This window comes from Deinococcus phoenicis, from assembly GCF_000599865.1.
In the GTDB taxonomy this organism is placed as follows: Bacteria; Deinococcota; Deinococci; order Deinococcales; family Deinococcaceae; genus Deinococcus; species Deinococcus phoenicis.
Genome location: NZ_JHAC01000025.1, coordinates 33,243 through 48,463, shown reverse-complemented (window position 1 = coordinate 48,463; position 15,221 = coordinate 33,243). Strand labels below are relative to the sequence as shown.

The 15,221-nt window shown below is 67.7% G+C and carries 12 protein-coding genes and 1 tRNA gene; 8 read left to right on the top strand and 5 right to left on the bottom strand.

Annotation, left to right across the window (positions count from 1 at the left end):
- Positions 1–54 precede the first annotated feature (54 nt).
- Complete coding sequence (locus DEIPH_RS07750) at positions 55–1,344, top strand: DUF4139 domain-containing protein (RefSeq protein ID WP_034356401.1); 1,290 nt, start codon at positions 55–57, stop codon at positions 1,342–1,344.
- Between the two features lie 208 nt (positions 1,345–1,552).
- On the opposite strand, the gene DEIPH_RS07745 is transcribed toward DEIPH_RS07750, so the two are convergent.
- Together DEIPH_RS07745 and metH are read right to left on the bottom strand one after the other, a co-directional pair.
- Positions 1,553–2,293, bottom strand: a complete 741-nt coding sequence (locus DEIPH_RS07745; protein ID WP_034356398.1) for a methylenetetrahydrofolate reductase — start codon at positions 2,291–2,293, stop codon at positions 1,553–1,555.
- On the bottom strand, positions 2,290–5,982 hold the full coding sequence (metH, locus tag DEIPH_RS07740; protein WP_034356395.1) for a methionine synthase: 3,693 nt from the start codon (positions 5,980–5,982) through the stop codon (positions 2,290–2,292). The genes DEIPH_RS07745 and metH overlap by 4 nt, the downstream gene beginning before the upstream one ends.
- A 312-nt stretch (positions 5,983–6,294) precedes the next feature.
- On the opposite strand from metH, the gene DEIPH_RS07735 reads away from it, so the two are divergent.
- From DEIPH_RS07735 to DEIPH_RS07725, 3 genes are all read left to right on the top strand, one after another.
- A complete protein-coding gene (locus tag DEIPH_RS07735; protein WP_034356392.1) occupies positions 6,295–6,579 on the top strand; it encodes a hypothetical protein in 285 nt (94 codons plus the stop codon).
- A gap of 94 nt (positions 6,580–6,673) precedes the next feature.
- A complete protein-coding gene (locus DEIPH_RS07730; RefSeq protein WP_034356389.1) occupies positions 6,674–6,886 on the top strand; it encodes a hypothetical protein in 213 nt (70 codons plus the stop codon).
- Positions 6,883–7,485, top strand: a complete 603-nt coding sequence (locus tag DEIPH_RS07725) for a hypothetical protein (protein WP_235183194.1) — start codon at positions 6,883–6,885, stop codon at positions 7,483–7,485. The genes DEIPH_RS07730 and DEIPH_RS07725 overlap by 4 nt, the downstream gene beginning before the upstream one ends.
- An 18-nt stretch (positions 7,486–7,503) precedes the next feature.
- On the opposite strand, the gene DEIPH_RS07720 is transcribed toward DEIPH_RS07725, so the two are convergent.
- Entirely contained in the window at positions 7,504–8,427 is a 924-nt protein-coding gene (locus DEIPH_RS07720) for a prephenate dehydratase (RefSeq protein ID WP_034356383.1), read from the bottom strand.
- A gap of 69 nt (positions 8,428–8,496) precedes the next feature.
- Between DEIPH_RS07720 and DEIPH_RS07715 the strand changes: the two genes are divergently transcribed.
- Both DEIPH_RS07715 and DEIPH_RS07710 read left to right on the top strand, forming a co-directional pair.
- Positions 8,497–9,933 (top strand): amidase family protein, encoded by a 1,437-nt coding sequence (locus tag DEIPH_RS07715; RefSeq protein WP_235183193.1) that lies wholly within the window; start codon positions 8,497–8,499, stop codon positions 9,931–9,933.
- Positions 9,934–10,146: 213 nt separating this feature from the next.
- Positions 10,147–10,221, top strand: a tRNA-Val gene (locus DEIPH_RS07710).
- A gap of 87 nt (positions 10,222–10,308) precedes the next feature.
- Here DEIPH_RS07710 and DEIPH_RS07705 read toward each other — a convergent pair.
- Complete coding sequence (locus DEIPH_RS07705) at positions 10,309–10,704, bottom strand: Hsp20/alpha crystallin family protein (protein ID WP_034356380.1); 396 nt, start codon at positions 10,702–10,704, stop codon at positions 10,309–10,311.
- 334 nt (positions 10,705–11,038) lie between these two features.
- On the opposite strand from DEIPH_RS07705, the gene miaA reads away from it, so the two are divergent.
- Positions 11,039–11,950, top strand: a complete 912-nt coding sequence (gene miaA, locus DEIPH_RS07700; protein ID WP_152544856.1) for a tRNA (adenosine(37)-N6)-dimethylallyltransferase MiaA — start codon at positions 11,039–11,041, stop codon at positions 11,948–11,950.
- Between the two features lie 253 nt (positions 11,951–12,203).
- The gene (gene glgC, locus DEIPH_RS07695) at positions 12,204–13,445 is read left to right on the top strand and encodes a glucose-1-phosphate adenylyltransferase (RefSeq protein ID WP_034356377.1); all 1,242 of its coding nucleotides are present in this window, start codon (positions 12,204–12,206) and stop codon (positions 13,443–13,445) included.
- A gap of 100 nt (positions 13,446–13,545) precedes the next feature.
- On the opposite strand, the gene DEIPH_RS07690 is transcribed toward glgC, so the two are convergent.
- Positions 13,546–15,192 carry a methylmalonyl-CoA mutase family protein gene (locus DEIPH_RS07690; protein WP_034356374.1) on the bottom strand — a complete coding sequence of 549 codons (1,647 nt, stop codon included), beginning with the start codon at positions 15,190–15,192 and terminating at the stop codon, positions 13,546–13,548.
- Positions 15,193–15,221: the final 29 nt, after the last annotated feature.

Genomic DNA, 15,221 nt, shown 5'->3' with positions numbered 1-15,221 from the left:
GCTGAACGCTCCCCCTCTCACACTTCATCAGCGGGCGCGGGGCAAGCTGCCCTCATGACTGTGCCTTTGAACAGAATGGTGACGGCGGCGCTGGCTCTGACGCTCGGTACGGCCTCGGCGGCAGACCTGCGCATCTACCCCAGCTTCACGGAAGTGCGCGAACCCGTGCGGGCGGCCGGGAATACCCTGACGGTCACGCTGCCCGAGGCGGCCTGGGCAGGGTTGATCCCCGGCACCCTGGACCTCGACGGCCTGACGTTCAGCAGCGCGGTGCAGCGCCAGGAGGCGAACTGGCTCGCCTCGCTGGAAGGGAAGACGGTCTACCTGAAAGAGGACGGCACCGCCGAACCCGTCACGCTGATCCGCGCCCGCGACCTGCTGGTGCGCGACGCCCAGGGCCGCTACCGCACCGTCCGCTTTGAAGACCTGATGTTCGATGCGCCCCCGCCCCTGAACCCGCAGTCGCCCTCGCAGACGCTGACCTTCACGCTGCCCCAGCCGGGAGCGGGGACCCTGACCTACCTCACACGGGCCGTGACCTGGGCACCCCGCTACACCCTCAAGGCGGGCACGGGGGGCGCGCAGCTCTCGGCGCTGGCCGATATCCGCAACATGACCGACCTTCCTTACGAGGTGAAGGGGACGGAACTGTACGCCGGGGACGTGGAGGTGCAGGGGCAGCCGGTGCCTGCGCCGATGGCCCTGGAAAGCCGTGCGATGGCTGGGACTGCATCCGCCGACTTTGCCGCCCCCAAGATCAATTCCCTCGGTGAACTGCGCGGCCTCTACCGCTACGCCCTCTCCACGCCCTTCACGCTGCCCGCCAACAGCACGGTGACGCTGCCCTTCCTGACACCCAAGCTCACGCAGTTCGAGCGGTACGCGGGCCTGGATACCTACTTCACGCCGCAGAACACGGGCGGCACCCTCAGCCGTTTCTACCGCTTGAAGGCCGACGAGCGTCTGCCGGGCGGGAGCCTCACCGTGCGCGAGGAGGGCCGCATCGCCGGGCAGACCACCATCCCCGAGACGGCCAAGGGCGCGGAGATCGAGTTCACGCTCGGCAACGACCCCGACGTGCGCTACACGCGCACGGTGCAGACCGTCAGCAGCGAGAAAAACGCGCAGGGGAACGTCATGAAGTCCACCTACAAGGTGACGTACGTCTTCGAGAACAGCAAGGACCGCCCCGTCCGCGCCGAAGTGACCGAACGCATCGGGGGCCGCCGCATCCTGATCGACGGCGTGGCGAAGGGCCAGAACCCCGCCGCCGAACTGCGGGTGGACGTGCCCGCGAACGGCAAGGTGACCAGGAGCTTTACGCTGGTGGTGGACAACAGCTAGGGCGGCGCTCCGTTGCGTTGCCGCGCGTCCTAGGCGTCCACTCCACTGCGCGCCGCCCTTTTTGCGCTTCTCGCTTCGCTCGGAAAGGTTGCCAAAAGACGGCAACCTTTCTGCGCCCCGCCCTAGGAGAGCAGCCCGCTTTCGGTACAGAAAGGACTCCCCGGCCTGCGCTGGGGGGTCTCTCTTTCTTGGCTGACCGCTGGAAGCGCTAAACAATCCCCTCCAGATATGCCCGCACGTCCGCCTTGACCGGCATGAAGTACATGTGCTGGCCGCGCTCACGGGCAAAGGCGAGGGCCTGGGCGGCAAACTCGCGGTTCCATTCGAGGGTCGGGGTGAAGGAGCGGGGGAAAACCGCGTGGTTGCGGGCACGCCAGTAGTTCAGGGTGGCGTCGTTGGTGACGGTGGTGGCACCCCACCAGACCTCGGCGCTCTCGGGGATCAGATCGGCAAAGGCGTTCATCAGGCGCAGGTCGAAAAAGGGCTGGGTGAAAAAGCCGCAGGCGCCCGCGTCCAGCTTGCGCTCCAGGTAATCCCGCTCGCGCGCGAAGCTCTGGCGGTAGGGGTCCAGCCCTGCGTAGACCCGCACATGCGGCAGCTCGCGGCGAAAGCGGCGGATGGCCCGCACGGCGTCCACGTCGTAGACGCGCGCGCTCATGTCGGCGGGAGCGTCTCCGGTCACGATCAGCACCTCGTCGATGCCCGCTGCTTCCAGCGCCTCCGCCATCGGCAGGACTTCCACGGGGTTCAGGTCTACCGCGCGGACATGCGGAATCGCGCGGTAGCGGGGCCGGGCAAACCCGCAGCCCACCCACGACCGCGTGGAAAAGCGCGTGAGGTCGGGCACGTTCACGGTGCAGATGCCGGGCAGGTGCTGCGCGACCACCTCCAGCTCGGCCTTCAGGCTCGACCGGCTGCGGGGAACCAGTTCGATAGAGACGCGGGTCATTGCCCGCCCCCGGCGGCGGGTTGTGGGCCGTGGGTTGTGGGGTGTGGGGGGGGCGGCGTGACCTTTGCCGGATCATACGCCAGGATCGGCCCCAGCCAGCGCTCGGCTTCATCCAGCGTCCAGCCTTTGCGGTCCGCGTAGTCCTCCACCTGATCGTGCCCGATGCGGCCCACAGCGAAATAATGGGCATCGGGGTGCGCGAAGTACAGGCCCGAGACGGCGGCGGCGGGGAACATCGCGCCGGACTCGGTGAGCGACAGACCGGCTTCCTCCGCGTTCAGCAGGCCAAAGAGGGTGCGCTTCTCGGTGTGGTCGGGCTGGGCGGGATAGCCGGGCGCGGGGCGGATCCCCGCGTAGCGTTCCTTGATGAGGTCGTTGTTCTCCAGTGCCTCGTCCGGTGCATAGCCCCAGTACCGCGTGCGTACGTCGCGGTGCAGCTTTTCCGCGAAGGCCTCGGCCAGCCGGTCGGCCACCGCCTTCACCAGAATCGCGTTGTAATCGTCGTGCTGCGCCTCGAAGCTGCGGGCCAGTTCCTCCGCACCGTGAATGGCGACGGCGAAGGCGCCGAGATGGTCGCCCCGCAGCGCCACGAAATCGGCCAGGGCCGTGTTGGGCGTGGCCTGGTCGCGCTGCTGGCGGAGGGTGTGGAGGGTGGCGATCTTTTTCTGGGGAGAGAAGACCTCGATGTCATCCCCCACCCGCCGGGCCTCCCACAGCCCGATCACGCCCCGCGCCGTCAGCAGCCCCTCGTCCACGATGCGCCGCAAGAGGGCCTGCGCGTCGTTGAACAGGTGCCGCGCCTCCGCGCCGCGCAGGGGGTCGGTCAGGATGTTCGGGTAGATGCCTTTCATCTCCCAGGCGATGAAAAAGGGCGTCCAGTCGATGTAGGCCAGCAGGTCCGCGATGGGCTGCTCGATGACGTGGCGGCCCGGTTCACGCGGGGCCGGGGGCAGGGCGGGGGAGAGGCGGGGCGCGCGGGCGCGGGCTTCCGCCAGGGAAATCAGGCGCACCTTGCGCTCGCCGTGCCGTTCGCGCAGGGCGGCGTAGTCCTCCCGCACGCGCTCCCGCAAGGCTTCCGGCTGCGAGAGGAGGTCCCCCACCACACCGACCGCGCGGCTAGCATCCGCCACGTGGACGACGGTGCCGTCGTAGGCGGGGTCGATCTTGACGGCAGTGTGTGCGCGGCTGGTGGTCGCGCCGCCGATCAAGAGCGGGGTGTCCAGGCCCCGGCGCGTCATCTCGCGGGCCACGTTCACCATCTCGTCGAGGCTGGGGGTAATCAGGCCCGACAGGCCGATCACGTCCGCCCCCAGTTCCCGCGCGGTGTCCAGAATCTTCTCGGTCGGGACCATCACGCCGAGGTCCGTCACCTGATAGCCGTTGCAGGCCAGCACCACGCCCACGATGTTCTTGCCGATGTCGTGCACGTCGCCCTTCACGGTCGCCAGCAGCACCTTGCCCTTGCCCGTCAGGTCGCCCTTCGCCAGCTTCTCGGCCTCCATGTACGGCGTCAGGTGGGCCACCGCCCGTTTCATCACGCGGGCCGACTTCACCACCTGCGGCAGAAACATCTTCCCGGCCCCGAACAGGTCGCCTACCACGTTCATCCCGTCCATCAGCGGCCCCTCGATCACGGCGAGGGGGGAGCCGAGGCGTTGATAGGCTTCCTCCGCGTCCTCGACCACGTGGTCGGTGATGCCGCTGACCAGCGCGTGCTTGAGGCGTTCGGCCACGGGGAGGTCACGCCAGGCGCTCTGGGCCGTCGCCTCGCGCTTCACGCTCTTGTAGCTCTCGGCCAGCGTGATCAGGCGTTCGGTGGCGTCCGCCCTGCGCGCCAGAATCACGTCCTCCACCGCTTCCCGCAACTCCGGCTCGATGTCCTCGTACACCGCGAGCATCCCCGCATTCACGATGCCCATGTCCAGACCCGCGCGGATGGCGTGGTACAGGAAGACGGCGTGCATCGCCTCGCGCACATGGTTGTTGCCCCGGAAGGAAAAGGACACGTTGCTGATCCCGCCCGACACCAGCGCCCCTGGTAGGTTCGCCTTGATCCAGCGCGTCGCCTCGATGAAGTCCAGCGCGTAGCGGTCGTGTTCCTCCATGCCGGTCGCCACCGTCAGCACGTTGGGATCGAAGATGATGTCCTGCGGGGGAAATCCGGCCTGCTCGGTCAGCAGGCGGTAGGCGCGGGCGGTGATCCCCTGGCGGCGTTCCAGATTGTCCGCCTGCCCCTGCTCGTCGAAGGCCATCACCACCGCCGCCGCTCCGTAGCGCCGCAGCAGGCGTGCGCGTTCCAGAAACTTCGCCTCGCCGTCCTTCAGGGAAATGCTGTTCACGACGGCTTTGCCCTGCACCCGCTTGAGGCCCGCTTCCAGAATTTCCCACTTGGAGGAATCCAGCATCAGCGGCACCCGTGAGATGTCGGGTTCCCCGGCCAGCAGGTTCAGGAACTTCACCATGGCAGCCTCGCCGTCCAGCATGCCCTCGTCGAAGTTCACGTCCACGAGCTGCGCGCCGTTTTGCACCTGCTGCCGCGCGATCTTGAGGCCCGCGTCGTAGTCCCCGGCCAGGATCGCCTTGCTGAATTTGGGGCTGCCGGTCACGTTCGTCCGCTCGCCCACGTTCACGAAGTTGGTGTCGGGCGTGACGGTAAAGGCTTCCAGGCCGCTGAGGCGCAGGTAAGGCGGGAGGTGGGGCGCGGTACGCGGGGGGAGTCCAGCGACCGCGTCCGCAATTGCGCGGATATGTTCGGGCGTGGTGCCGCAGCAGCCGCCCACGATGTTCACCAGCCCCTCTTCCGCGAAGGAGCGCAGGACCGCCGCCGTGTGTTCTGGCGTCTCGTCGTACTCCCCGAAAGCGTTGGGGAGGCCCGCGTTGGGGTGGACGCTGACCAGCGTTTCCGCATTCGCCGCGATCGCCCGCAGGTGGGGCCGCAGCAAATCCGCCCCCAGCGCACAGTTCAGCCCCACGCTGAAGAGGTCGGCGTGTTCGGTGCTGATGACGAACGCTTCCGGCGTCTGTCCGCTCAGGGTGCGTCCCGAAGCGTCCGTGATGGTCCCCGACAGCATGATCGGGAGCTTCTTCCCGGTCCGCGCGAACGCTTCCTCACAGGCGAAGAGGGCCGCCTTCGCGTTCAGCGTGTCGAACACGGTTTCGATCAGGATCAGGTCCGCCCCGCCCACGATCAGCCCTTCGATCTGCTCCACGTAGGCCGCGACCAGATCGTCGAAAGTCACGTTGCGGAACTCGGGCCGCTCGACATCGGGGGAGAGGGTGGCGGTGCGATTGGTCGGCCCCACCGAACCGGCCACCCAGCGGGGCCGCCCGTCGCGGGCCGTAAACTCGTCGGCCACCTCGCGGGCCAGCCTTGCCCCGGCCTCGTTCATCGCGTGGGCCAGATGCTCGGTGCCGTAATCCGCCTGCGAGATCACGGTGGAATTGAAGGTATTCGTGCTGGCGATGTCCGCCCCCGCCTCGAAGTAGGCGCGGTGAACATCCCGGATCACGCCGGGTCTGGTCAGTTGCAACAGGTCGAAGTTGCCCCGGTACATCCGCAGCGGGTCCGCGCCGTCCCACCTGAAATCGCCCTCGGTCAGCCCGGCCCGCTGGAGCATGGTGCCCCACGCGCCGTCGAGCACCAGAATCCGTTCCCGCGCGTGTGCGCGAATATCGCGTGTGTCCGCCATTCCCTCACCTCAAAAGACAACAGGCCGCGTCCCTGCGGCCCGTGCAACCTCGAATACGCCAAAAAAGCGCCGCCTCTGGGCCATCGCTGCCCCGCTCGCGCCATCGTCGGCGGACCTGCGCGGGGCCTTCCAGTTGAGGCACCGTGCCGTGATGAGGGCCGGTTGCCGCGCCGTCAGCGGGGCTGGAATCCCCTCGGGCGCTCAGGATGACCGTGCCGGGGGCACGACGTGGGCAGTCTAGCGTGGGCGGGGCGGGGGGAAAGGTGAGAGGGGCAGACAAGGGGAGGAGAGAAGGCGGCAAATGGCCTTCCCATGCACCTCGTTCAACGCCTGCTCCCCCTCTCCGACCACGCGGGTCAGCCCTTTGACCCCGGCCACTGTGCCCGGATTCGGCAGCCCTTCACTGAACGCTTCAGCGGCCTGACGGCCTACACCCGCGCCCCCGCTGCCGGCCTCTGGCAGGACGAGCGGCAGACCGTCCGCGACGACGTGGTGGTTTACGAGGTGATGGTGGAGGAGCTGGACCGGGAGTGTTGGGCAGGCGTACCGGGAGGGGTTGCGGCTTGCCTTCAGGACGAACCGGGGATGCGGGCATAGGTGGTGGAGGTGCTGTAAGGGGGAATCGGGGAGGGTGTAGCAGCTGCGTCAATAGAAAGTTGACAAAGCCGATGCGTCAACCTACTGTTGACGTATGGAAAAAGACAGCGCCAAATCCAGCGGGCCTGCCCTGAACGCCGTCTGGCTGAGTGTGGCGGCGACCTTCCTGGCGGCCTTCGCGGCCAACAACCAGAGCTGGCTCCGCTTCGTGGCGCTGGCGGTGGCGTTGTTGCTGATCGTCGCGGCCGGCGCTCTGCTTGGACAATCCACAGCCCAGGCCCGCCAGCGAAAACAGAATCGGCAATGATGGGATCGGCCCCGAAAGACGAACTGCTGCGTGAACGGCTCTCGGGGGCCATTGCGGAGAGCATCCCCGGACTTCAGGACCGCCTGACCACCGATCCTGAAGTTCATCTGGAGTTGATCCAGTACACGGCCCAGGCCAAAGCCGAGACAGAAGCCCTGTTGCACTCCAGTGTCACGGCCGCCCGCAACGCCGGACACAGCTGGGAAGCCATCGGGCGTGCGCTGGGCATGACACGCCAGGCCGCCCAGCAGCGCTTTGGCAGAGGGGGGCCGCCGGTGGAAGGCTTGGGCGAGACGCGCCGCCTGTCGCCTCTCACCTCACTGGACGAGATGGACATCCTGAAGCGTGCCGGGCGTTATGGCTGGCATTCCACCGGGTTCGGCACGCTTTACCACACCGTCCAGAAAGACACTCAGCAGTGGGAACATCGCCGGGTCGTGGTGTTTGACCCGTCCAGGCGAGGACTGGAAGCGGAAGGCTGGCAGCGCATCGGCAATCTGTGGTTCCCCTGGGGATACTACAAACGTCCCACCGGTCGGCCGGCCTTGGCTCCTCCGCACACCGGGTACGACTTCTTCAGCGCCGACGCGGACGAATGAACGCGGACGAGCAAAGCCTCACCCCACCGTTTCCCGCGCCGCCGGATAACTCCCGATGATCTTCGCGTAACTGGCCTTTCTCAGCACCCCGGCGAGGGCCTGGGCCACCTGCGGGTCGCGGGCGCTCCCCTCGATGTCCACGTACATCAGGTAGCTCCAGGCGCGGTCACGGCGTGGGCGCGACTCGATGCGCGAGAGGTTCAGGCCGCGCAGCTCGTTCAGGGTCTCGACCAGAAAGCCGGGGGTGTGGCGCACGGCAAAGACCAGACTGGTCTTGTGCGGCACGTCGGCGGGGGCGGGTTCCTGCCGCGACAGCAGCATGAAGCGCGTGAAGTTGAAAGGTTCGTCCTCGATCTCGCGGGCCAGAATCTCCAGGCCGTACAGCTCGGCGGCGCGGGCGGAAGCGATGGCGGCCTCGTCACGCGCCCCCCGCGCCGCGAGGTCCTTGGCACTTCCGGCGGTGTCGTGCGCGGCGACGGGTTGCAGGCCGTACTTACGAATCAGGCCGGTGCACTGGTCCAGCGCGGGCTGCTGGCTGGCGACCTTCCGCACGTCCTCCAGCCGCACGCCGGGCAGCGCCATCAGGCAGTGGGTAACGCGGACCACCACCTCGCCCGCCACGTGCAGGTCGATTTCGGTCAGGAGGTCGATCGCCTGGTGGATGGCGCCCATCAGGCTGTTCTCGACCGGCAACACGCCGTAGTCAGCCTCGCCGCTCTCGACCGCCCGCGCGACCTCGTGGAAGGTGGGAAAGCCGCGCGTGGTGACGCCCGCGTGGGGAATGCCTGCGCTGGCGAGGGCGTGCAGCGCCGCGATCTCGCCATAAGCGCCGGGATTGCCCTGAAAGGCGACCGTCAGGTGCGGCGCGCTCGCCGGTGCTTCCCTCTGCTCCTGTCCTGCGGCCTGCCCTGCCTCCTGCGGCACCGTCCCCCTGTCGCTCATGGGAGGCAGGCTAGCGCACCGCGTTCCAGACGGGCCGGAGGCGGGGTAGATGTGGCCTAGACTGCCTCTGTGTCCTCTCCGCAGATACCCGATCCCGTCCTCGACCTCGACGCCGCCGCCCTCAGCGCCGCCACGCGCCGGGGCGACCTGACGGCGCTGGAAGTCACCCGCGCTTATCTGGCCCGCCTGCGGACCCACAATCCCCGTCTTCATGCCGTGATTACCGTGAACGAGGATGCGGAGGCCGACGCCGAGCGCCTGGATACCCTGCCCGAAAACCAGCGCGGCCCGCTGCACGGCGTGCCCATGCTGATCAAGGACAATATCGATGTGGCGGGCCTGCCGACGACCGCCGGAAGCCTGCTGATGACGCGGCATGTGCCGACGCAGGACGCGCCGCTGGTGGCCCGCCTGCGCGCCGCCGGGGCCGTGATTCTGGGCAAGGCCAACCTGACCGAGTGGGCCAACTTCATGACGCTGGGAATGCCCAACGGCTACTCCGGCGCGGGTGGACAGACGGTGAACCCCTGGGGCGAGGGGCTGGACACGGGCGGCAGCTCCAGCGGCAGCGGCGCCGCTGTGGCGGCCCGGCTCTGCGCGGCGGCGGTCGGGACGGAAACCAGCGGCAGCATCCTGAGTCCCGCGCAACAGAGCGGCGTGATCGGCCTGAAGCCGACGGTGGGCCTGATTCCGCGCACGGGCGTTGTGCCGATCAGCCACAGCCAGGACACCGCCGGGCCGATCACCCGCAGTGTCCGTGACGCGGCCCTGCTGCTGGGCGTGATGGCCGGACCCGAGGACGCCGACCCCGCCAGCCGCCGCCTCCCCGTTCCCGACCTGACCCTGCAAGCGGGCGCGCTCGCGGGTGCCCACATCGGCGTGCTGCGCGACCCGCCCGGCAGCCCCGTCAGCGAGGCCGAACGCGCCGCCCTGTCCCGCGCCGAGGCCACCTTGACCCTGGCGGGCGCAACGTTGCAGGACGTGACGCTCGAAAGCGCCCCCGAACTCAGCGGCTGGCGGCTGGACGTGCTGGTCTACGAGTTCAAGCACGACCTGAATGCCTATCTCTCGGGCGTGCAGGACGGCCCCCGCAGTCTGGCGGAAATCATAGAGGCGAACGATGCCGACCCCGAACGCCTCCAACGCTACGGGCAGACGCTGCTGTACGCGGCCCAGGGCACGCGCGGCGACCTCAGCGAGCGGGCTTACCAGGAAGCCCGTGCCCGCGACCTCGACCAGACGCGCACGCGGGGCCTCGACCCCCTCTTTGCCCTGGGCCTGGACGCGCTGCTGTGGCCGGGGCTGCACGGCTACGCCGTGGGCGCGAAGGCCGGCTATCCCAGCGTCACGGTGCCCACCGGACTGCACGACGCGGGTGCAGACGGAAGCGGGCCGACCGGTGTGCTGCTCACGGGTCCGGCGGGTGGTGACGGCCGGCTGCTCTCGCTGGCCGCCGACCTGAACCTGCGCCTCGGTGGAGTGCAGTTCCCGCCCGATCCGGTCTGATCCGGATGATGGATTCGGGTTGGACAGTGACCCTAACGGTTCGGCCCGACCAGAGGAGCAGGAAAAACGGTTTTCAGGAAAGGCGTTCTTACGGCGGCACACTCCCGATTTGCTAACCGGTTGGACGGAAACCCTGTGACCGCTTGACCGGCTGCGCCCGTCCGACTAGCATGGGCGGGCTGCCCCCCGTGGGTGGTCCTGACACGGGGACAGGGGCGGTTAGCTCAGCGGGAGAGCTTTCGCTTTACACGCGACGGGTCGGGGGTTCGAATCCCTCACCGCCCACCATCCCAGCCCCCACCTCCGGGTGGGGCTTTTTGCGGTCACTGCGCCGTGCGGGCGGCACGGAGGGGAAGACACAACGCCGAAGGCCTCTCAGGCCCGGTTCGCGTCGCTCGCATTCACGTCGATGGTCGGGCGGCGTTTCTCGAAGCGGACGCTCAGCACCCCGGCGTTCAGGCTGGCCTGACCACTTTGCGGAATGACCACTTCCGGGAAGGTGAGGGTCCGGGTAAAGGTTCCGGTGGGGCGCTCGGCACTCAGGAGGCGTTCGGCAGCCTCGCGGCGGCCCGCGACCGTCACGGTGCCGTCCTCCTCATGCAGTTCCAGGGTTCCGGCATCCACGCCCGGGACATCGAGCAGCAGCAGCAGGTGGGTGCCCTGATCCACCCAGTCGGCGGGCGGTGTCCAGGGACCCCCCAGGCCGAGCGTCTCGACCTCCTCGCGGAGGGTCATGAGCTGCTGGAGGCGGGCAAGAACCGGCTCGTTCATGGGCCATACGCTACCACCCGGCCCGGGGCGAATGGCCCGGCTTCGGGCTGGAGGGAAGAAGGTTCTCCCGGTCTGGAGCTGGGCCGAGCGGCGCCCTAGAGCATTTGTCCGAATTACACCGCCCTGGGGAAAGCGCCTCCAACGGTTCCATTCTCTGCTTCGCAGCTTTGCAAGTCCCAAACGCTCTCCCTCTTGCACTCGCTGTCTTGGGCAGAACGGACTGTCGGTCAGAACGGACTCGCTTGAGCAAGCCTGCCCTCCCCTTGAGGACGCCTGCCCGCCCGCTCGGTCAAAAAGAAGGTCTCTTTTTGACAAAGGCTCTAGAATCGCGCCTGTGACGTGCGTCCCCATCCTCACGGCCCCGACGGCGGCGGGCAAAACGGCGCTGGCGCTGCGGCTGGCGCGGCAGTTCGGGCTGGAAGTGGTCGCGGCAGATGCCTTCACGGTGTACCGGGGGCTGGACATCGGCACGGCCAAGCCGACCCCCGCCGAACGCGCGCAGGTGCCGCACCACCTCCTCGACGTGGCCGACGTGACGGAGGATTACGACGTGGCCCGCTACGTCCGTGAGGCGGAAACCGCGATCAAGGCTGTCCTGGCGCGTGGCCGGCTGCCGCTGGTGGTGGGGGGGACCGGCTTTTACCTCTCGGCCCTGTTGCGCGGGCTGCCGCTCACGCCGCCTGCCGACCCATGCCTGCGCGCCGAGGTGGAAGCCGACCTGGCCGCGCGGGGCCTGGACGCCCTGCTGGCCGAGGTGCAGGCCGCCCGGCCCGCCGAAGCCGCACGCCTGGAACGCAACCCGCGCCGGGTCGTGCGGGCGCTGGAGGTGTACCGCCGCACCGGAAAGTTTCCCGGCGAGTTCGGGTACAGCCCTCCGGCCTTCCGCACCCGCGTCTTTGCCTTCACGCGGCCCTGGCCCGAGCTGGAAGCCCGCACCGCCGCCCGTGTGGACGCCATGCTGGCCCAGGGCTGGCCGCAGGAGGCCGCCTGGCTCGCCGCGCAGGTGTCACCCGAGCAGACGCCGCGCCCGACCGCCTGGCAGGCCCTCGGTTACCGGGAGGCGCTGGCGGTCCACGCGGGCACCCTCGCGCCGGAGGAGGCCGCCCGGCGGATCACGCTCGCCACACGGCAATACGCCAAGAGGCAGCTGACCTGGACCAGGACCCAGCTGGACGCTGCTCCCCTGGCCGCAGATGAGGTGGCCGGGACATTGGCCGCCTTTCTGGCAGATTCCACGGCGCCGTGAGGTGAGGGGACGGAGGCTGGACGGTCGAAACAGCGCTGCCCGGCGAGCTTTTGCCGGCCTCCATCTGTTCTTCATAGTCCGCCTGCCGCTTCGGGGGCGGTTCGGGCGGTCCCGTCCGACCCGTTACACTGGACCCTGAGCACCACCGCCACTGCGCCCCCGCAGAGCCTGAATCCTCCAGGGGGCGTTCGGTCACGGACCCTGACAGGTCCCGGTTATGCCGCCTCCCGGCGGCTCTCAAGGGGGGAAGCATATGAAGCCACGCGTTCTCGGCATGATTCTGGCGGGGGGGCAAGGGTCCCGCCTCGCGCCATTGACCCTCAAGCGCAGCAAGCCCGCCGTGCCCTTCGGCAGCAAATACCGCATCATCGACTTTGCCATCAACAACTTCATCAACAGCGGCGTCTTTTCTATCTACGTGCTGACGCAGTACAAGGCGCAGAGCCTGACCGAGCATATCCAGCGCGGCTGGCGCTTCGGTACCTTCCTCCAGGACTACTTCATCACGCTGGTGCCCGCGCAGATGTACCGCTACGAGGAACTCGGCGCGGTGTGGTACCGGGGCACCGCCGACGCCGTCTATCAGAACATGCACCTGATCGACAACTTCGACGCCGATTACGTGGCGATCTTCAGCGGCGACCATATCTACAAGATGAACGTGGAACACATGCTTCAGGCGCATATCGACGCCCGCGCTGACGTGACGATCGCCGCCTACCCGATGGCGCAGTCCCAGGCGCACCAGTTCGGCGTGATGCACGTGGACGACCGCTGGAAGATCACGGACTTTCTGGAAAAGCCCAAGGACCCCCCCAGCATCCCGGGGCAGGAGGGCCTGAGCCTCACCAGCATGGGCAACTACATCTTCAGCCGCCGCGCGCTGGAAGAACTGCTGCACACCAGCATCAGCGGGAACGAGGAAGGCTTCGACTTCGGCCACGACGTGATTCCCCGCGCCCTCAGCGACGGATACCACGTGCAGGCCTACGACTTTCACCGCAACCCCGTGCCCGGACAGACCGGCCCGAACCTGTACTGGCGCGATGTCGGCACGCTCGACGCCTACTTCGAGGCCAGCCTCGACCTCGTCAGCGTGAACCCCGAGTTCGACATCTACAACCCCGAGTGGCCGCTGCGCACCAGCAGTGAATTTTCACCGCCCGCCAAGTTCGTCCACGAGGCCGAGGGCCGCAAGGGTCAGGCCTTCAACACCATCATGGCCGGGGGCGTCATCATCAGCGGCGGCACCGTGCGCGACAGCGTCCTGGGCCGCAATGTCCGCACCCACTCCTACTCGCTGGTCGAGAGCTGCGTGCTGTTCGACAACGTGGAGGTCGGCCGACATTCCCACCTGCGCCGCGTGATCGTGGACAAGGACGTGACCATCCCCCCCGGCACCAAGATCGGTCTGAACCCGGAAGAGGACCTGGCGCGCGGCTTTACCATCACCGAGAGCGGCGTGACCGTGGTGCCCAAGAGCTATACGTTCTGAAGCGTTAGAGGGGTTGGGGATTAGGAAAAGAGGAAGGTGGGCTGCCCGAACTGGCATGGCCCACCTTCCTCTTTTCCCTACAACCCACATCCCACAACCGTTACACCAGCACCGGCTCCACGTACTCCCCGTACACGCGCTTCAGGGTGTCCATCTGCTCGCCCAGCGTGGTGTAGGCGTGCGCGCACTCCAGGAAGGCGGGCATGGTGTTGGCCCCCGTCACGGCGGCGTCGCGCAGGGCGGTCAGGGCCGCCTCGGCCCGCACGGGGTCACGCTCGCGGCGCACCTGGGCCAGCCGGGCTTCCTGCACGCGCTCGACTTCGGGGTCGATCAGCTGGATCGGCACCTCGACGGCGTCCTGCACGAACTCGTTGACACCCACGATGATGCGGTCTTTCTTCTCGACCTCGCGCTGGTAGCGGTAGGCGGCCTCCGCCATCTCCAGCTGGAAAAAGCCGTTCTCGATCCCGGCCTCCACGCCGCCCATGTGGCGGATCTGCTCGATGTAGCCCATCGCGGCGGCCTCGATGTCGTCGGTCAGTTTCTCGACGTAGTAGCTGCCCGCCAGGGGGTCGATCACGCCCGCCACGCCCGTCTCGTAGGCGATGATCTGCTGGGTCCGCAGCGCGATGGTGGCGGCCTCCTCGGTGGGCAGGGCCAGCGCCTCGTCGAAGGAATCGGTGTGGAGGCTCTGGGTACCGCCCAGCACGGCGGCGAGGGCCTGAATCGCCACACGGGCGATGTTGTTCAGCGGTTGCTGGGCGGGCAAGGATACCCCGGCGGTCTGCGAGTGTGTCCGCAGCATCCAGCTTTTGGGGTTCTTCGCGCCGTAGCGGTCCCGCATCTGCCGCGCCCAGATGCGGCGGGCGGCGCGCATCTTGGCGATTTCCTCGAAAAAGTCGTTGTGGATGTCCCAGAAAAAGGAGATGCGCGGCGCGAACTCGTCGATGTCCAGCCCCCGCTCCAGCGCCTTTTCCACATAGTGAAAGCCGTCCGCCAGCGTGAAGGCGAGTTCCTGCACGCCCGTCGCGCCCGCCTCGCGGATGTGGTAGCCGCTGACCGAGATGAAGTTCCATCTGGGCACCACGCGGGGACCCCACTCGAAGGTGTCGATGACCAGTTTCACACTGGGCGAAGGCGGGTAGATGAACTCCTTCTGCGCGATGAATTCCTTGAGGATGTCGTTCTGGATGGTGCCGCCTACGCGCGTCAGGTCCTTGCCCTGCTTCTGCGCGTTGGCGATGTACATGGCCCAGATCGCGTTGGCGGGGCTGTTGATGGTCATGGAGGTCGTGACCTTTTCCGGGTCGATCCCCTGAAACAGAATCTCCATGTCCGCCAGGCTGCTCGCGGCCACGCCGCATTTGCCGACCTCGCCCTTGGAAAAGGGATGGTCGGAGTCGTAACCCATCAGGGTGGGGAGGTCGAAGGCGGTCGAGAGGCCCGTCTGGCCGGCCTTCAGCAGGGCGTGGAAACGTTCGTTGGTCTGCTCGGCGCTGCCGAAGCCCGCGAACATCCGCATGGTCCAGAGCTTGCCGCGGTACACGCTCGCTTGCACGCCGCGCGTGTAGGGGAACTCGCCGGGGTAGCCCAGGTCACGCTCCGCGTCCCAGTCTTTCAGGTCGTCCGCCGTGTAGATCGGCTCCGGGTCCATGTCGGACAGGTTCTTGAAGTTGTATTTGCGCTCGGGAAACTTCTGGGTGGCGGGCTGGTAGACGCTTTGCAGCCACTCATTCTTGGTTTTCATGCAGGGACCTCCGAAGGGACGGAACCAAA

Excerpts from the sequence above, each read along its gene's own strand:
- DEIPH_RS07750 (WP_034356401.1), top strand. The coding sequence starts at position 55 with ATGACTGTGCCTTTGAACAGAATGGTGACGGCGGCGCTGGCTCTGACG.
- DEIPH_RS07745 (WP_034356398.1), bottom strand. The coding sequence starts at position 2,293 with ATGACCCGCGTCTCTATCGAACTGGTTCCCCGCAGCCGGTCGAGCCTG.
- metH (WP_034356395.1), bottom strand. The coding sequence starts at position 5,982 with ATGGCGGACACACGCGATATTCGCGCACACGCGCGGGAACGGATTCTG.
- DEIPH_RS07735 (WP_034356392.1), top strand. The coding sequence starts at position 6,295 with ATGCACCTCGTTCAACGCCTGCTCCCCCTCTCCGACCACGCGGGTCAG.
- DEIPH_RS07730 (WP_034356389.1), top strand. The coding sequence starts at position 6,674 with ATGGAAAAAGACAGCGCCAAATCCAGCGGGCCTGCCCTGAACGCCGTC.
- DEIPH_RS07725 (WP_235183194.1), top strand. The coding sequence starts at position 6,883 with ATGATGGGATCGGCCCCGAAAGACGAACTGCTGCGTGAACGGCTCTCG.
- DEIPH_RS07720 (WP_034356383.1), bottom strand. The coding sequence starts at position 8,427 with ATGAGCGACAGGGGGACGGTGCCGCAGGAGGCAGGGCAGGCCGCAGGA.
- DEIPH_RS07705 (WP_034356380.1), bottom strand. The coding sequence starts at position 10,704 with ATGAACGAGCCGGTTCTTGCCCGCCTCCAGCAGCTCATGACCCTCCGC.
- glgC (WP_034356377.1), top strand. The coding sequence starts at position 12,204 with ATGAAGCCACGCGTTCTCGGCATGATTCTGGCGGGGGGGCAAGGGTCC.
- DEIPH_RS07690 (WP_034356374.1), bottom strand. The coding sequence starts at position 15,192 with ATGAAAACCAAGAATGAGTGGCTGCAAAGCGTCTACCAGCCCGCCACC.